General features: G+C 47.2%; 16 protein-coding genes. All 16 read left to right on the forward strand.

The genetic code is table 11. The features are described 5' to 3' along the window. The first annotated feature begins 6 nt into the window (after positions 1–6). The 16 genes from FJD32_RS03115 (at position 7) to FJD32_RS03190 (ending at position 17,757) form a co-directional block, all read left to right on the forward strand. The gene (locus tag FJD32_RS03115; protein WP_140907717.1) at positions 7–936 is read left to right on the forward strand and encodes an AAA family ATPase; all 930 of its coding nucleotides are present in this window, start codon (positions 7–9) and stop codon (positions 934–936) included. Next, a complete protein-coding gene (locus tag FJD32_RS03120) occupies positions 933–2,141 on the forward strand; it encodes a tetratricopeptide repeat protein (protein ID WP_140907718.1) in 1,209 nt (402 codons plus the stop codon). Before FJD32_RS03115 ends, FJD32_RS03120 begins: the two co-directional genes overlap by 4 nt. Next, positions 2,138–3,898 (forward strand): GspE/PulE family protein, encoded by a 1,761-nt coding sequence (locus tag FJD32_RS03125; RefSeq protein WP_037422422.1) that lies wholly within the window; start codon positions 2,138–2,140, stop codon positions 3,896–3,898. Before FJD32_RS03120 ends, FJD32_RS03125 begins: the two co-directional genes overlap by 4 nt. 2 nt (positions 3,899–3,900) lie before the next feature. After that, positions 3,901–5,121, forward strand: a complete 1,221-nt coding sequence (locus FJD32_RS03130; protein ID WP_140907719.1) for a type II secretion system F family protein — start codon at positions 3,901–3,903, stop codon at positions 5,119–5,121. Positions 5,122–5,159: 38 nt separating this feature from the next. Continuing rightward, the gene (locus FJD32_RS03135) at positions 5,160–5,657 is read left to right on the forward strand and encodes an MSHA biogenesis protein MshF (protein WP_140907720.1); all 498 of its coding nucleotides are present in this window, start codon (positions 5,160–5,162) and stop codon (positions 5,655–5,657) included. A 75-nt stretch (positions 5,658–5,732) separates the two neighbouring features. After that, positions 5,733–6,350 carry a prepilin-type N-terminal cleavage/methylation domain-containing protein gene (locus tag FJD32_RS03140; RefSeq protein WP_023266932.1) on the forward strand — a complete coding sequence of 206 codons (618 nt, stop codon included), beginning with the start codon at positions 5,733–5,735 and terminating at the stop codon, positions 6,348–6,350. Positions 6,351–6,420: 70 nt separating this feature from the next. After that, positions 6,421–6,975 carry a prepilin-type N-terminal cleavage/methylation domain-containing protein gene (locus FJD32_RS03145; protein ID WP_140907721.1) on the forward strand — a complete coding sequence of 185 codons (555 nt, stop codon included), beginning with the start codon at positions 6,421–6,423 and terminating at the stop codon, positions 6,973–6,975. A gap of 283 nt (positions 6,976–7,258) precedes the next feature. After that, the gene (locus FJD32_RS03150; RefSeq protein ID WP_181159890.1) at positions 7,259–7,747 is read left to right on the forward strand and encodes a prepilin-type N-terminal cleavage/methylation domain-containing protein; all 489 of its coding nucleotides are present in this window, start codon (positions 7,259–7,261) and stop codon (positions 7,745–7,747) included. After that, positions 7,737–8,291 carry a type II secretion system protein gene (locus FJD32_RS03155; protein WP_140907723.1) on the forward strand — a complete coding sequence of 185 codons (555 nt, stop codon included), beginning with the start codon at positions 7,737–7,739 and terminating at the stop codon, positions 8,289–8,291. Before FJD32_RS03150 ends, FJD32_RS03155 begins: the two co-directional genes overlap by 11 nt. Beyond that, positions 8,291–9,136 carry a type II secretion system protein gene (locus FJD32_RS03160; protein ID WP_140907724.1) on the forward strand — a complete coding sequence of 282 codons (846 nt, stop codon included), beginning with the start codon at positions 8,291–8,293 and terminating at the stop codon, positions 9,134–9,136. Before FJD32_RS03155 ends, FJD32_RS03160 begins: the two co-directional genes overlap by 1 nt. After that, on the forward strand, positions 9,126–9,581 hold the full coding sequence (locus FJD32_RS03165) for an MSHA biogenesis protein MshP (protein WP_140907725.1): 456 nt from the start codon (positions 9,126–9,128) through the stop codon (positions 9,579–9,581). Before FJD32_RS03160 ends, FJD32_RS03165 begins: the two co-directional genes overlap by 11 nt. A 10-nt stretch (positions 9,582–9,591) precedes the next feature. Beyond that, positions 9,592–14,223 carry a DUF6701 domain-containing protein gene (locus FJD32_RS03170; protein ID WP_140907731.1) on the forward strand — a complete coding sequence of 1,544 codons (4,632 nt, stop codon included), beginning with the start codon at positions 9,592–9,594 and terminating at the stop codon, positions 14,221–14,223. 336 nt (positions 14,224–14,559) lie between these two features. Continuing rightward, positions 14,560–15,609, forward strand: coding sequence for a rod shape-determining protein (locus tag FJD32_RS03175; RefSeq protein ID WP_007651015.1), 1,050 nt, complete (start codon positions 14,560–14,562; stop codon positions 15,607–15,609). Positions 15,610–15,653: 44 nt separating this feature from the next. Beyond that, a complete protein-coding gene (gene mreC, locus FJD32_RS03180) occupies positions 15,654–16,682 on the forward strand; it encodes a rod shape-determining protein MreC (RefSeq protein ID WP_037422442.1) in 1,029 nt (342 codons plus the stop codon). Further along, a complete protein-coding gene (gene mreD / locus FJD32_RS03185; RefSeq protein WP_037422445.1) occupies positions 16,682–17,170 on the forward strand; it encodes a rod shape-determining protein MreD in 489 nt (162 codons plus the stop codon). Before mreC ends, mreD begins: the two co-directional genes overlap by 1 nt. 2 nt (positions 17,171–17,172) lie before the next feature. Next, positions 17,173–17,757 (forward strand): nucleoside triphosphate pyrophosphatase, encoded by a 585-nt coding sequence (locus tag FJD32_RS03190; protein WP_037428165.1) that lies wholly within the window; start codon positions 17,173–17,175, stop codon positions 17,755–17,757. The last annotated feature ends 50 nt before the right edge of the window (positions 17,758–17,807 follow it).

A 17,807-nucleotide genomic window follows, 5' to 3' on the forward strand; every position in this document is an offset into this window, starting at 1 on the left:
GCTTTCATGTATTTGAAGCACTTTGGACTCAGCCAAACGCCATTTTCGTTAACCCCTAATACCGGATTTTTTTTCGGGTTATCCCCGCACGTAGAGGCGCTGCAAGTATTGCAGACCGCCCTACAAACCGGGGAGGGTTTTATCAAAGTCACAGGCGAAGTGGGCACGGGCAAAACCTTAATCTGCCGTAAGTTGATTAATGAGCTGCCGCAGGGTTTTCATTGTGCGTATCTTCCTAATCCTTATCTCACCCCCGCCGAGCTGCGCTGGGCGGTGGCCAATGAACTTGGATTAAAATACACCAGCGAAATCGATCAGCAGCAACTCACTGGACTTATTCAGCAACAATTACTCGCCCTGAGCGCCCATGGTCACGCCATCGTATTAGTGCTGGACGAAGCGCAGGCCTTGCCCGATGAGAGCCTCGAAGCGTTGCGGCTGTTTACCAATCTTGAAACCGAAAGCCGTAAGCTGTTGCAAGTGGTGCTCTTTGGTCAGCCCGAGTTGGATGAGCGATTAAAGCGCCAAGCCTTTAGACAATTACGTCAGCGCATCACCTTTAGCTACAGTCTGCGGCCGTTAACCTGGGATGAAACCGATGCCTACATTCGTTACCGCTTAGCGGTGGCAGGCTATGCGGGGCAAGCATTATTTAGCCCTAAACTGACGCGTAAAATCGCCGAGGCATCACGAGGCATTCCAAGATTGATCAATATTTTAGCCCATAAAGCCCTGATGCTCAGTTTTGGCGAAGGGGCAACTCAGGTGCGCATCGCCCACATTAAGGGCGCGATACAGGATACCGAAGATGCCAGTCGCGGTTCGCAAAACTGGCCGACCTATATGGCGATCGCACTGATAGTATGTGCAGCGGCAATTGCGGCATTGCTGGCATCTGGCGTTAACCTACAACAGTTGTGGGGAGGCGCCGCATGAGTGTGATCAACAAGATGCTGCAGGATCTCGATAAACGCCAGCAGGGGCATTCTCTCAGTAATGTGGCTGTGCATCAGGCCCAGTTTCTGGGGCGCCCCAATCCATCGCGTAAATGGTTAGTCATCAGCTTAGTGTCACTACTTGTAGGTGGTGTGTCGGTTTATGCCTTTCAGGCCATGTACGACTCAAGGAATGCCACTGATAACAGTGTTAACACTGTGGTGAGTGCGCAAACTCCGTCGGATAACACAAACCCACAGACAGATACTCCAGCAAAGGATATGTCTGCGTCAGTAGAATCTGCCCCAAGTGTGGCTCTATCTCCCCGTGTTAATGCGAGTGAACCGACAACAGAATCGGTTGCTGCAAATACCTCACCTGATATGCCTAACAGGGCGGCATTACCTCAAGAGTCGGTGCAGGCACATACTGAGCCACAACAGGTTGCGGTTAAAGCAAATCAAGCGGAAGTTAACGTAAATCAGAGTGAAGTAAAAATAACCCAAACAGAGGCCAAGGCGAGTGAGGCAGTCGAGTCTGCTTCGACTCAAGCTTCGATCCAAGCTTCGAGCCAAGCTGCGGCTCAGCCAACAGGGCAAATGGCGGTGACGGAAGTAAAGCTTTCTCCAAGCCAGTTAGCACAAAAACAACTGGTATTGGCGAGCGATGCCGAAAAGCAAGGTCAGTTGGTTAAGGCGATGGATTACTACGCTAAAGCGCTCAAGCTCGACCCGAGCCTACATGAGTCGCGCAAACAACTGGCGGCGTTGCACTATGGTCAAGGTGAGCAGCCCCAAGCGGCCGAAGTGTTAGCGCAGGGACGGTTACTCTATCCGCAAGAGTTTGAATTTGCTTTGTTATTGGCTAGGGTGCAACATGCGATGGGCGATACTGACGCAGCACTTGCTAGCCTTGCGCAAATCCCCGATAGTCATCCTTTAGCTCGGCAAAAGTGGTTAGCGCAGACGGATTTAGCCCAAAAACAGGGGCAATATCCGTTAGTTGAACAGGCTTACCGCAAGTTATTGCAGCAGGAGCCGCAGCAGGGGAAATGGTGGATGGGATTAGCCTATGCTCTTGACTCTCAAAAGCAATTTACCCAAGCCAGTCAAGCCTATCGTACAGCATTAAGCTATTCCGGTTTATCAACTCAGGCCACGGCTTTTATTGAACAACGTTTACAACAACTAGGAGATAGCCAATGAAACCCAGATTAAAGATGCGTTTGGGCGATCTGTTAGTTCAAGAATCGATTATTACCGAAGAGCAGCTACAACAAGCCTTGGGCGAGCAGCGTAAGACGGGCCATAAACTTGGCCGAACTCTGATTGAGCTGCGCTCTATTACCGAAACTCAACTGCTGCAATTTTTGTCGCAGCAGTTAAATCTACCGCTGCTGGATATCAGCAAACGCCCAATTCCCACCGAGGTGGTGAATCTGATCCCTGAGGTGCAAGCAAGGCGTTTTCGTGCCCTTGCGGTTGAAGATCGGGGTGATACGGTATTAGTGGCCATGAGCGATCCGGCGGATTTGCAGGCGCTCGACCATTTAGAAAGCTTAATTGCGCCGAAAAAGCTCAGTGTCGCAGTCGCACCCGAGCAGCAATTATTGCAAGCCTTCGATAACCTGTATCGCCGCACCGACCAAATCGCGCAAATCGCTGGTAAGCTTGAAGAGGAATATGCCGCAGATCAAATGTTTGATTTGGCGAGCCTGACCTCGGGCGATAGCGATAATGAAACCACAGTGGTTAAGTTGCTGCAGTCGATTTTTGAAGATGCGGTGCAAATGCGCGCTTCGGATATTCATATTGAGCCCGGCGAAAAAGCCCTGCGGATCCGCCAACGTATCGATGGCCAGTTACACGAGACCATTCTAAATGAAGTCAATATCGCAGCGGCCTTAGTACTGCGGCTTAAGCTTATGGCTGGGCTGGATATTTCTGAAAAACGTCTGCCGCAGGATGGGCGTTTCCATATGGAAATTAAGGGCCACAAGATTGACGTGCGGATGTCGACCATGCCGATTTACCACGGCGAATCTGTGGTGATGCGTCTACTCGACCAATCCGCAGGCTTGTTGACCTTAAATGAGACTGGGATGCCGCCACATATTTTGGCGCGTATTCGTAAACAGATTAAACGTCCCCACGGCATGTTGCTGGTGACAGGGCCTACGGGTAGCGGTAAAACCACCACCTTGTATGGCATCTTAAGTGAGCTCAATACTGCGGATCGTAAAATTATCACGGTAGAAGATCCGGTCGAATACCAATTGCCGAGGATCAACCAGGTTCAAGTTAACCATAAGATTGGACTCGATTTTTCGAACGTGCTGCGCACTACTTTGCGTCAAGACCCGGACATTATCATGGTCGGTGAGATGCGTGACCAAGAAACCGTTGAGATTGGTCTAAGGGGCGCACTTACGGGTCACTTTGTGTTATCCACATTGCACACTAACGATGCGGTAACCAGCGCGCTGCGTTTACTCGATATGGGCGCCGCCAGTTACTTAGTGGCGAGTGCGTTAAGGGTGATTATTGCCCAGCGTTTAGTGCGCCGCGTTTGCCATAACTGCGGGGTGGAATATCAGCCTACGGCGCAGGAAAAAGCTTGGCTGAATAGTGTGAGTCGTCAGGACTTTTCATCGGCCAAGTTCCGCATTGGCACGGGCTGCCAAAGCTGCAATGGCAGTGGTTATCGCGGCCGTATCGGTATTTTTGAGATCCTCGAGTTGGATGAAAAGATGATCGATGCGATGCGTACCGGTAATCCACAGGATTTTGCCCGTGCAGCCCTGCAAAGCCCAAATTTTACTCCGCTTGCCGAGTCAGCACTGCAATATTTGAGCGAGGGCATGACGACCATTGAAGAGGTGGCTAAGCTAGTTGAGGATGTGAGTGAGTCGCAGGTGCCACTCTCGCGGGATATTATCAGTCAGCAAGGCGTTGAGGCGTAATTATGCCGGTTTATCAATACCGTGGACGCAGTGGACAAGGTCAGGCCGTAACAGGTCAGCTCGATGCTGCCTCCGAGGGGGCGGCGGCCGATATGCTGTTAGCCCGCGGCATTATCCCGTTAGAAGTCAAAGTCGCGAAGGAAGCTAAGTCCTTTACCTTGGCGCAGCTGTTTAAGCGCAAAGTCGGCTTGGATGAATTACAGATTTTTACCCGGCAAATGTACTCCTTAACGCGCTCGGGGATCCCAATTCTGCGCGCCATTGCAGGCTTATCCGAAACCGCCCACTCCCAACGGATGAAAGATGCGCTGAATGATATTTCAGAGCAGTTAACTGCGGGGCGCCCACTGTCATCGGCCATGAACCAACATCCAGATGTGTTTGATTCTCTGTTTGTTTCTATGGTTCATGTGGGCGAAAACACTGGTAAGTTAGAGGATGCTTTTATTCAGCTCTCCGGTTATATCGAGCGTGAGCAGGAAACACGCCGCCGGATTAAGGCCGCGATGCGGTATCCCATATTTGTATTGATTGCCATTGCGTTGGCCATGGTGATTTTAAATATCATGGTGATCCCCAAATTTGCCGAAATGTTTGCCCGTTTCGGTGCCGACTTACCTTGGGCGACTAAGGTGTTGATCGGCACATCTAACTTATTTGTTCACTACTGGCCTTTGATGTTACTGCTACTACTCGGAACTATTATTGGGATCCGTTATTGGCATCATACGGAAAAAGGTGAAAAACAATGGGATCAGTGGAAATTACATATTCCCGCCGTGGGTTCGATTATTGAGCGCTCGACCCTCTCCCGTTATTGCCGCAGTTTTTCGATGATGTTAAGTGCGGGCGTGCCGATGACGCAGGCGCTCAGTTTGGTCGCCGATTCGGTAGATAATGCCTATATGCACGACAAAATTGTCGGGATGCGCCGTGGTATAGAGTCAGGCGAATCTATGCTGAGGGTTTCGAATCAGAGCAAATTGTTTACGCCACTGGTACTGCAAATGGTCGCCGTCGGTGAAGAAACCGGCCAAATTGACCAACTGTTAAATGATGCCGCCGATTTTTACGAAGGTGAGGTTGACTATGACCTTAAAAATCTTACCGCTAAGTTAGAGCCGATTTTAATCGGTATTGTGGCCGTTATTGTGTTGGTACTGGCGCTGGGTATTTACCTGCCGATGTGGGATATGCTCAATGTGGTTAAAGGCGGGAAGTAATGCCAAGTCGAGAGTTTAACTCAATTAGGATCAAATAGATGCAGAGCCAACAGAAGGCTGAAAGCAATCTGTTACGGGTTTATGGGCGGCTCGTTAGCTTGACCTTGATGCTGATTATTCTCGCGGTGATTGGGGTTAAATATTTTACCGCTATGCCACAACTTGCCGCCCGAAGTGTGGAGGTCGAACATAGTCGCTTCTTAAATGTGTTGGCTATGGTGCGCTCCCAGTGGCTATCCCTTGGCAAACCACAACAAATGCGACTAGATTGGGAAGTGTTTAATGAGCAAAACACTCATAATGAGCAGCAAACACTGGTGATCATGAGCGCTCAGGGATGGCCGCAACCGACCGAACTTAGTGACCAAGGTTGCCAAGCCTTATGGTGGCAACTCATGGGGCAGGAGGCGGCGGATAACTCCCTCATTGGTAGCTATTTTCGCAAGGATAATAGCTGCCGTTATCGCTCACAAAATGGGGATAGTATTGGCTATCAACTAAACTCTGGCAGGGTCATTTTTTTGACGAACTCCTAAAATATTTTTAAGTAACGGGCTTTTATAAACTGATTTAGCTGTTAGAATGGACTTTCATCAAGTAGGGGGAAACTAATGAAGACTAAACAAAATGGTTTTTCATTGATTGAACTGGTCATAGTGATCGTCATTTTGGGTCTGTTAGCGGCAACGGCAATCCCACGTTTTTTAAACGTCACCGATGATGCTGAAGATGCCAGTGTGGACGGTGTGGCGGGTGGTTTATCTACAGCCGTGAGTTTTGTGCGTTCACAATGGGAAGTCGATGGTCGCCAAAATAGCAGTGTGATCTTAGATGGTACTTCTGTTTCACTCGACCCACGTTTTGGCTATCCAACGGGTACCTCTGGTACCGATGCAACGGCGATGACGGATGCAAGCTGTCAACAGGTATTCAATACGGTATTGCAAAGTGCGCCGCGTAATGTGCTCTATTCGCAAGATGCGCGAAATCAACGCTATACCGTACGCGTTATCGATGGTGCGGGTGGCAGTACTAATTCAATTGCGGGTACAGCCGTGAGCGGTTTGGATTTATGTGTTTATCACCAAGTGGCCTCTCTGGTGTTAAACCAAAATACAGGTGTGCCAACTCCAGCACCAGATTTATCAACCACTGGCGCTAAAGGCGTGGTTTATAATCCAGGTACAGGCAAAGTACTAAGTTTCACTCAAACACCATTTACGCCTTAATTTAATGTTTTAATTGGTTTATCTTTTAATTAGTTCTAGTTAATTGGTTCTCAAAAAAGGGTAGTTTTATATGAAAAGACAACAAGGTTTTACCTTAATCGAATTAGTCGTAGTGATCATTATCTTAGGTATTCTTGCTGTCACAGCGGCACCTAAGTTTATTAACCTGCAATCAGATGCACGTGCTTCAACAATTCAAGGTATGAAGGGAGCTATTCAAGGTGCCAATAGCCTAGTTTATTCAAAAGCTGCATTGCTCGGAATTGAAGGTACTGCAACAGGTAGTGTTGATGTGCTCGGTAATACAGTTGCAGGGACTCCTGCGACAGCTACTGACGATGTTCCGGTAGTATATGGTTATATGGCTGCAACTAAGGCTGCTTTAGAAAAGGGTATGGATGTTAAGTTTAATACTGGAACTTCCCCATCATCAGCAGTACCTTCTGGTGAAGTTGCTGCTGATTGGATTATCGATGAAGCTACAGGTACCATTTGGCAACGTGGCGCACCTGCTGATGTAGCTGCTGTTGGCTCTGAACCAGCGAAAAGCTGTAAGATTGTTTATACACAAGCAGCAAGTGCAGGTGCCTTGCCAACGATTACTGTTACAGATAATGGTTGTTAATTTGAATTACGGAAAAGGCCTGCCTAGCAGGCCTTTTTTTTAGGTAAAATAGGTGGGTGATATCAGCTGCAACAAAATGAATTTACTTAGAATTTATCTCCAAATTTATAGAGATTTATTTGCCTTAATCAAACGGTTGGCAGAAACTGAACCTAGAACCTAGAACCTAGAACCTAGAACCTAGAACCTAGAACCTAGAACCTAGAACCTAGAACCTAGAACCTAGAACCTAGAACCTAGAACCTAGAACCTAGAACCTAGAACCTAGAACCTAATATGGACAATGGTTAATTTTCCCATGGCGAAACAGACTGGATTTACCTTAGTTGAGTTAGTGACGACCATTATCTTGATTTCGATTTTGGCTGTGACTGTCTTGCCGCGTCTGTTTACTCAATCATCCTATAGCGCCTATAGCCTGCGTAATGAATTTATCGCCGAACTGCGTCAAGTGCAGCAAAAGGCCCTCAATAATACCGATAGATGTTATCGCCTCGCCGTATCGAGTTCAGGTTATCAGGCGAGTCAATTTGCGGGCCGTAGTAGCACAGGTTGCACGGGGGCGGCGATTTCACCCGATCCACTCTATGTCCAAGCATTCGAAGGTGGAGCGAGCCTTGCGTTAGTGAGTAATGGTGCCAGTGGCTTTAATATTGATTTTGATACCAATGGCCGGCCTTCGTTAGGTTGCAATGGCCACTGTATTAAAGTCACCGCTAATGAGACTGTGATCATCAATATCTCTAGCGAGGGTTACATCTATGCCAATTAGCACTAGAGGTATTCGATTAAGCCCGGTTCACCCTCGGGGATTTACTCTCATTGAGTTAGTGGTCGGCATGTTAGTGATCGCCATTGCCATAGTGATGCTCAGCAGCATGTTATTTCCCCAAGCGGATCGCGCGGCGAAGACCTTACATAGGGTGCAAAGCGCCGAACTGGCCCATTCGGTGATGAATGAGATTTGGGGTAAACGTTACGATGAAAATACTAACGCCAATGGCGGCGTACCCGCCTGCGATAGCCCACTAGGCTTGCCTTGCTCAAATGTGATTAGTCTCGGACCAACGGATTGGCAATGGCCCAATGAGGGAGAAAGTCGCAATGACTATGACGATGTTGACGATTACCACGGCTTAAATGAAACCGCAGCTATGCTTAACTCCAGTCAAACCTATGCTGATGCTTATCCTAACTATCGTTTAAGTGTCACTGTTGCTTATGGGGCCGTGCCCAATACCAAGTTAGTGACGATTAATGTGACAACGCCCGATGGCGAAGTGATTACTTACAATATGGTGAGGAGTAATTACTGATGTCTTCACACTATGCTGTAAATAAAAAATCCGCGCGGGGATTTACCTTAGTTGAGATGGTTACGGTTATCTTGATCCTTGGCATTCTTGTGGTTGGGGTCAGTAGCTTTATTATTTTTGGCACGCGAATTTTTGTCGAATCGAGCTCGGTCGATCAAGTGCTCAGTCAGAGCCGTTTTGTGGTCGAGCGAATGACGCGCGAATTACGCAGCTCAGTGCCTAATAGTGTGCGAGTGAATACGGATTCACTCACCTATCAATGTATTGAATTTGTACCTATCCAAGCCAGCACCTCCTATTTATCTATGCCAATATCGCCGAGCGCCACAGCTCTCTCGGGAACGGTGATTTTAGACGATGTGACCAGTAAGATTGCGGTTAACCAATATGCTTGGATTTATCCTTTGACTGATAGCGATGTGTATAACAGTGCGAGGCAAAAACGCGCTCAGATTAACACCATGGCGCCTTTGGGTAATCAGGTAACGCTGACGTTTACTGCGCCAGTACGTTTTGCTGAAGCATCACCACGGCAGCGGATCTATTTTGGTTCAAATCCTGTGAGTTATTGTTTTGAAAAAGCGCCATCCAGCAATGAGTTAACTCTTAAGCGTTATACTGGCTATGGATTGAATGCCAGCCAGCCAACACCTGCGGATATGAGTTCGGGCGTGCTAATGGCACAGAGTGTGGCTAATGTGTTGAGTAATAACGCCGATTTACCGCTGATCTTAACACCATCGAGTCTAGTCAATAATGCGATGGTGCATCTACAACCACGATTTAATGTCAACGGCGAGACATTTCAATATCGACATCAAGTGCAGGTGATCAATGTCCCCTAACTTAGTTAGTCTATCGCGCTCAAAGTATTGTCAGTCTTCGGCTCGTCGCCAAGGTGGCAGCGCCTTGGTCATCGGTATTTTTGTTATTACCGTGATGTTTTTATTGGCCGCCGCCTTAATCAACATTGTGGAAGATGCCGATAGCGGATTAACCCAAGAAGTGTGGGGAACCCGGGCTTTAGCCGCGGCGAATAGCGGTGCCGATGCCGCATTAGCGCAATTATTCCCATTAAACGCCCCCGCTAATGCGACGGCGACATGTGCAAGTGTTTCAAGCAGTTGGACACCCCCCGATGTGGTGGGCTTTCATGCCTGTAGCGTCAGTTTAAGCTGCACATCCTATGCGGTCGGCACAGTCACTCAGTTCCGCATTAATAGCAAAGCGATATGCGAGAGTGGCGATACCCGTGTAAGCCGTCAAGTAGAGGTAGAAGCCCGTGGTTAGATTGCTAGGGATGTTTATTAGTTTGCTGTTATGCAGTTATTCGACTCAAGCGTTTGAGAGTGTTGACTATAACAAGTATTTTCCTGCGGTGGTTCAAGGACACCATGGAACGGCCAGTGGATGTGCAAGCCCTGCTTCAAACTTAACTATCTATCGCGGTTTTATTGATGGAACGGGCGGGCAAAATCTCGCTTATTGCAGCAGCAATAAGGCGGGTAATAGTATGCAGAATAATGTCTGTGATGATGGTGCCGGAGGGGTTCGATATTGTGATATTACGGGTTCTGATATTGCAGGCCTTAATTTGAATTCTCCCGCTAATCAGTTTCAAACGGGTAATGGTTCTGTTGGAATTGGTTATGGTCAATGCCAACCCAGTACCACCTTTGGAGCTGATAGTACAACGGAATTTGGTTCAATTATTTTAGATAAAAATGGCTGTCAGCTAGCGTTTTCTGCTAATCACTCTACTTATAAAATTAAAAATCTGATTCTCGATAAATCGACTGTGCTTAATTTATCCGCGGGAGATTATTGGGTTGAGAATTTTACCGTTACTGGTGGTTCACCCAATATTAATATCGCGGGCGATGTACGATTTTTTGTTAAAAATGCCGTTAACATTTCAGGCGCCCTAAAGTTTAATGCATCTGGCGCCGGTGAATTACTGTTTTTGGGGTACAGTAATATCGCTCTAAATACATCTAATATTGATATAAATGCTTATATCTACAGCGATGCAGAAGTCACTATTAATGGCACTAATACCATTTTTGGTCGTATAACTTCCCGTAAGTTAACGGTTAATGATGATTCAAAAATTATTGGTGGTTCAAACTTACAATTGAGTTTTGGTAAGGCGACATCTACTTCAGTGGTTTTTGATGAGGCCTTTCCTGCTGGAGTGACTCCCCTCGTATTCTTGATGCCTACCATTTCGAGTTCATCCATTAATGCTGATGGACCTGCTTCGGTTTTCTTGTCGAATGTGAGCAATACAGGTTTTACTTGGTACCAAGCAGAGCCTTCGAGCCCAAACAATCGTTACATTCCATCTTCGCCCATGCCAGAAGTGCATTGGATTGCGGTAACTCCGGGTAGCTATACATTATCAAACGGTAAACGTTTTACCGCAGGGACAGTGACGACCAATAGTGCTTTAAACATGTCTTCGTCGGCCTGGGTTAATCAACCTCTTGCCAGTGGATTAACGGTAAGACTCAATCAGTTGCAAACCCGCAATAATAATTGCTGGCTAACCAGTATTTCTCAGCCCTATAACGGCGGCATGCAATTAAATTTAGATACTTCTGAAGTGTATTCTAGATCCGGTAATAATCGGCAATGTCAGCCTAGTGGTGTGAATTCACTTAACGATGAGACAATCGCTTATCTTGCCATCGAACCGGGTGTTGGCACTATGGCGCTCGGTGGAGAAAATGTTCGCTATCAATTCGCTAACACCATCACCCATCAATCAGGCACTTCATTAACACAGCAATGTGCTTACACCACGGCGTTAACAGGGTTTGACAATGCTCCAACCTTTGTGGCGGGTAAGTCATCTCGTAATGGTAGTGATGGTGGTTGGTTAAGGCGTTGTACACTGACATCGACACTGGTCAGTGTCGTCAATGACGAAGATACTTATCAAGATACTGACCGGACGCATGTTTCGGAAGATTATGGGTTTATCGCGCTCGAAAAAGTCGCCCCTGTTGAAGAATGTTTTACTGACGATTTTTCCCGTTCTAGCCTTGGAAATGACTGGGCAATAAAAGTATTAGGGAGTTCAACGCCACCAAGTATTGTGGGTAACAGGCTTAGAATTACTCCTGCATCGGGTAACCAAGCGACATCAAGTACCTTCCAGCGGCTATTTCCTGCTGAGGATAACCTAGTCACTGTTGAGTTTGACTATTTTGCTTGGTCTCCATCGTCAGGTACCGGGGGGGATGGTATTGCGGTTATTCTCTCTGATGCATCAGTGACTCCTCAACCGGGTAGTTTTGGTGGTGCCCTAGGGTATGCTCAGCGTAATGATGGTACATCGGGTTTTGCTGGTGGTTGGCTAGGTGTTGGTTTAGATGAATATGGTAACTTTTCGAGCGGTAACGAAGGTAAAGTGGGGGGGCCTGGATTTAGGGCGCAATCCATTGCCCTACGTGGTTCCGCTGCATCAAATTATAGTTATTTAGCTGGAACAGCTGCAAATTTAAACCCTGCTATTGATGTGCGAAGTACCCAAACGGCGCAACCTAACCATAAGTATCGAATCAAAATTGATTCAACGATCAATGGGCAAGCGTGGGTCTCCGTTGAACGGGATGTTCGTGATGGAAGAGGCTATCAAGCACTTGTTTCGGCTTTTGATGCAAGGGCAAAAGCTGGCCAGGGTGCGGTACCTGAAGATTTTTATTTGTCATTCACGGGTTCTACTGGGGGAGCAAATAACAACCATGAAATCGATAACTTCAAAGTGTGCGCCATAAAATCACGGCCTGTTGGTCAACAAGTGCATCATTTTGAATTTGATTATTCGAACTCGCCGTTGACCTGTAAAGCTGAAACAATGGCCGTGCGTGCCTGTGCAAATGCTGATTGTAGTCAGTTATTTACCGATCCTGTTGTTGCGCAGTTGTCGTTAAATCCCAATACCAATGGCGCTTGGTATGTTGGTGGAGTAAATACTTCGAGTCTTAGTTTTGTTAATGGCATAGCAACCGCAAGCCTACGTTATAATGTGACAGCTTCGCCAGTGACGATTGGCGTCAGTAGTTCTATTCCATCTACCATTGCTGGAAGCGATACTCTTTGCCGTAAGGGGACTGGTCCTTTAAATACGGCTTCATGTACTTTAGCTTTTGCTGATAGTGGATTTATTTTCGACGTCCCTGATAAATTGGCAAACAAGCCTACTTCCATCAATATTTCTGCAGTAAGAAAGTCAAATTCGAGTTTGGAATGCGTACCAGTATTTGAAAATACGACTAAGAATATTGGTTTTTGGAGTAGCTATATTTCCCCCTCTTCCATCCCAAGCACTTGGCAGCAACCTCTTAGTATTAAAGGGAATGTATCTGGCTCGACAACGACTGCTATCGGCAAAACTGAGGTTTCACGTACCCAAATTCCGTTACAGTTTACTAATGGCGTTGCATCCCTCGAGATAAATTATCCCGATGCCGGACGAGTACAACTTGATGCTAGGTTTGATGGCACGGGTGAAGATGCGGGTCTTTTGATGACTGGCTCAGATCAGTTTGTCAGTGTGCCTGCGGGATTATGCGTCAAACCCGTGGACGCCAGCGCCAGTTGCCCGAGTGCGGATATGAGCTGCAATGCTTACCGTAAAGCGGGGCAGAATTTCGGAATGACAGTACAAGCTATGGCTTGGGAAAAGGACGGTGATACGGACTTTTGTTCGGGCAACGTATCTACGCCTAACTTTAGTGACCAAACCATAAAGCTTATCAGTAAAGTTGTTGCGCCTAGTATCGCCAGTGGTGGCCATGATGGGGTTTTAGGTGTGACTACCTATAACCATAGCGCGCAAACTAATAATCTCAACACCATCAGTAATCAAAGTATTAGCGAAGTTGGCGTATTTCAAATTACGGCGCAGGCGAGTCCTAATTATCTAGGTGTGGCCAGCAGCTTAAATATTCCGATTGGCTATTCAGCCAATATTGGCCGCTTTGTACCCGATAGATTCTTAGTGGGCGATATTTCCGTCTTACCTGCCTGTGGCAGTTTTAGTTATATGGATCAACCTTTTCCCATGTCAATGAGCATCAAAGCCTTGAATATCGGCGGCGCGGTGACACAAAACTATTTCCCACCATTCTCCCTCGCAACCGCGAAATTGGTCGGAGAAAACAATAACAATGGTGTCGATTTACAGAGTCGCTTAAGTGCCTTGCCTGTAAAGATTGATAGTTGGAGTCAGGGTGTGGCGATGGTCGATGGTACTTATCGCGCTTATTTAAACCGAGTAACCCCAAATGTGACGACGAATCTTTATCAAGACGGTCCCTTCGAGCTGCTCGATATTGGCGTGCAGTTGATGGATAACGATCCTCGGCCAAATGGACTTTACAGCTATGTGGCCTCGCCCGATATGGATGCGGCAACCACGGGTAATTGCACTAACTGTAATGCTAAGAAAATCACCACTCAAACCCTACGCCACGGCCGAGTGGTGATGGATAACACTTATGGCCCAGAGACTGAAATCCTTAAAATGCCGACAAGAGCTGAGTATTGGAATGGCACTAGTTGGGTTATAAATGGGAATGATAGCTGCACGATTGCCACCTATGGCCTAGGTTCGCAGGTGGATAATACAGGGCTGGGTTATAACTTTGACCCGGATTTAGCCACGGGGCAGAGTATTACTCGCACTGGCGCATCTTCAGCATTTCAAGCGGGGCAATTTGATTTGCTGTGGCGAGCTCTCACCTCTAGTGGCAACTTATATCGCGGTCAAGTGACCGCGCCTTTAGAGGTACCGACTTGGTTAGAATGGTATTGGAATTGGAATGGGGTGTCTCCAACCAGCTTATCCGATCCCCGTGCGAGTGCATTTTTTGGGCGTTACCGAGGTCATGACAGAATCATCTACTGGCGAGAAGTTAATTAGGGGAGATCGATTTTGCTGAATTGGAATTAGTCCGTAGTGATTTATCGTTATGCGATGCGTTTTGTCGCATGAACTCAAAGCATCATGCTGAGGCTAAAATGCAAGATACAGGTTTTACGCATGTTGCCAGCTTGTATTAAATGGGGTTTTGGGTTGTTTGATTTTTGTTCAATAAGGCGCGTTTATCGATTAAATAGTGTTTTTGAGTGGTCTATTTGAAAAAAAATCACTCCATTAGCGATTGTTAACCTCAACGGTCTTGTGGAATCAGGGTGGCATTGATAAAGTTAGCTGATTTTTCTTTTCTTCTGACTCCACAGAATACAGGCTAGTTACATGTTCAAGAAGCTGCGTGGCATTTTTTCTAATGATCTATCGATCGATTTGGGTACAGCTAACACCTTAATTTATGTTCGTGATGAAGGCATCGTCCTCAATGAGCCTTCAGTTGTTGCTATACGTGGCGAGCGTAACAGCTCTGGTCAGAAATCTGTAGCGGCTGTAGGTACAGAAGCTAAACAGATGTTAGGCCGTACTCCTGGCAATATTCAAGCAATCCGTCCAATGAAAGACGGTGTGATTGCAGACTTTTATGTGACAGAGAAAATGTTGCAGCACTTTATTAAGCAAGTGCATAACAACAGCTTTTTTCGCCCAAGCCCACGTGTTTTAGTCTGTGTTCCCGTTGGCGCAACGCAAGTTGAACGCCGTGCGATCCGCGAGTCAGCCATGGGCGCGGGTGCCCGTGAAGTGTATTTGATTGAAGAACCAATGGCCGCGGCTATCGGTGCAGGTTTACCTGTGTCTGAAGCCACAGGTTCAATGGTTGTTGATATCGGTGGTGGTACCACTGAAGTTGCCATTATCTCCTTGAATGGTGTGGTATATTCTTCTTCTGTGCGTATTGGCGGTGACAAGTTTGATGATGCCATCATCAATTATGTTCGCCGTAATTACGGTAGTTTGATTGGTGAAGCGACCGCTGAGCGTATCAAACACACTATCGGTACTGCTTATCCAGGTGATGAAGTATTAGAGATTGAAGTCCGTGGTCGTAATTTGGCCGAAGGTGTACCTCGTAGCTTTACGCTCAACAGCAACGAAATTTTAGAAGCGTTGCAAGAACCATTATCGGGCATTGTGAGTGCGGTTATGGTGGCACTAGAGCAATCACCACCAGAATTAGCTTCTGATATCTCTGAGCGCGGCATGGTGTTAACCGGTGGTGGCGCCTTATTGCGTGATTTAGACCGTTTATTGATGCAAGAAACGGGAATTCCAGTCATGGTGGCGGATGATCCATTGACCTGCGTAGCGCGCGGTGGTGGTAAAGCCCTTGAAATGATTGATATGCACGGCGGCGATCTGTTCTCCGAAGAAACCTAATCTAACTTCGGTATAGGGCGGCTAATCACCGCCTTAGCTTTCCTATGAAGCCAATTTTTGTTCGTGGTATTTCGAACCAGTTCCGTTTAACACTGGCAATTATCCTGTCGGTGATTTTGCTTGCGGCAAATCACCGCCTTGAGCCTGCCCGTGAATCCCTTTCATCCGCTTTAAGTCCTATTCAATACCTCGCGAGTGTCCCCAGTGCGATCCTCGATTGGTCTTCTGAGAGTTTTGCGACCCGCAATATGTTGGCATTGCAAAATAAAGAGCTGTTAAGGCAACAATTATTAATGAGTGAACGCTTACAGCGTTTCGAGCATTTACGTCAGGAAAACGAACGTTTACGCGCCTTGCTAGGTTCGCCTGCCTATCAGGATTCTCTCAAGATGGTTGCAGAGGTCATGGAGGTTGCCAGCGATCCTTCCCATCATTATGTAGTTTTAAACCGAGGTTCCCGCAGTGGCGTCTTTGTTGGTCAGCCTGTTGTGGATGCGCAAGGTGTGGTGGGGCAAGTTGTGCAGGTCAGTGAGATGACTAGCCGAGTGTTACTACTGTCTGATGTGTCCCATGGCTTACCCGTACGGATTACCCGTAATGATGTGCGCCTTGTCGCCAACGGGACGGGGGAACTTGATGAAATTGAGTTACGCCATGTTGCCAAGAGTACCGATATTCGTGTGGGCGACCTGCTGGTCACTTCTGGCTTAGGTAACCGCTTCCCTGAAGGGTATCCGGTTGCGCGGGTAGTGGAAGTCTTTACCGAAGATGGCCAAAGTTATGCGCGAGTCACGGCTCAGCCTCTGGCGGCACTCGACCGTATTCGTTATCTCCTGTTAATTTGGCCATCGCCAGATTCGGGGGTGACACTGCCTAATCAAGTGCCTGTACCGGCCGCAGATCATCCTGCACAAGACGTTAAGCCTGATACCAGTAATGGAACGCCAACGACTCAAGGCGGTACTCAGGGCACAAATGTCAATGTGGTACCCAGTAATCCCAATGCAGCATCCAGTAACGCGAATGGGGCATCTAACGCTGCTACTACCCAACCGCCAGCAGAGGTGCACTAATGAGTTTACAAGCTGCTAATGGACGCATCGCGGTTTGGCTAACCCTATTTGTTGGGCTCTTAAGCCAAATTATGCCACTGCCAGTAATTGTTGAGGCCTGGCGTCCTGATTGGTTACTGATGATTTTGATCTATTGGTCCATTGCGTTGCCCCACAGATATAACATTCTGACGGCTTGGGTTATGGGCTTAGCCCTTGATATTCTCTTGGGCGCGACTTTAGGTGTTCGCTCTTTGGCAATGTCGTTGGTGATTTATATTGCTATTTTACATTGTCAGCGTTTACGTAACTTCCCGAAATGGCAACAGTCGCTGGTCATAATGCTGTTAATTGCTATCTATCACCTCATTGTTTATTGGGTTGAGTTTGTGATGGATGGTGCAACATTCCACTCTGAACTGTTTTTGCCTGCACTATCGGGCCTCGTTTTTTGGCCTTGGATTTTTTGGATTTTACGTCGCATTCGACGTCATTATAAGGTTCGTTAGTTGTGAATTTAGTTTTAGCCTCGACATCGCCGCGCCGGAAAGAATTACTGACTCATATTGGATTCGGACGGGCTGATTTTACGTTTGCGCAAGTAGCACCAGATATTGACGAAACTCCGAAGACCGGAGAGTTACCACGGGATTATGTTCAGCGCCTTGCGGCTGAAAAGGCCCAGGCTGGGCTTGCATTATGCTCAGGTATGTCACAGCCTGCTGTATTAGGTTCTGATACTATCGTGGTGCTTGAAAACGAAATATTAGGTAAGCCTGTTGATGAAGCCGATGCTAAGCGGGTACTACGTGCGCTTTCTGGCAAGGTGCACACAGTAATGACCGCCGTCGCCTTAGCAAGTGTCAATCATACCGCAGTGCGTTTAGTTGAAACCTTAGTGCGTTTTTGTGTGCTTTCTGATGCAGATATCGATGCCTATGTTGCCTCACAAGAGCCCATGGATAAAGCGGGCAGTTATGGGATCCAAGGATTAGGTGGCTGTTTTGTTGAGTCAATTGATGGTAGTTACTCCTGTGTTGTCGGTTTGCCATTAGTCGAAACTCGCCAACTCTTATCTGAGGCGGGCATTATCTAGTCTGCGGTATTGGTTTTCAGGCTTAGAACATACTGAGATTAATTTAATTT

The sequence above is a fragment of the Shewanella sp. LC6 genome, from assembly GCF_006385735.2.
Classification (GTDB): Bacteria; Pseudomonadota; Gammaproteobacteria; order Enterobacterales; family Shewanellaceae; genus Shewanella; species Shewanella xiamenensis.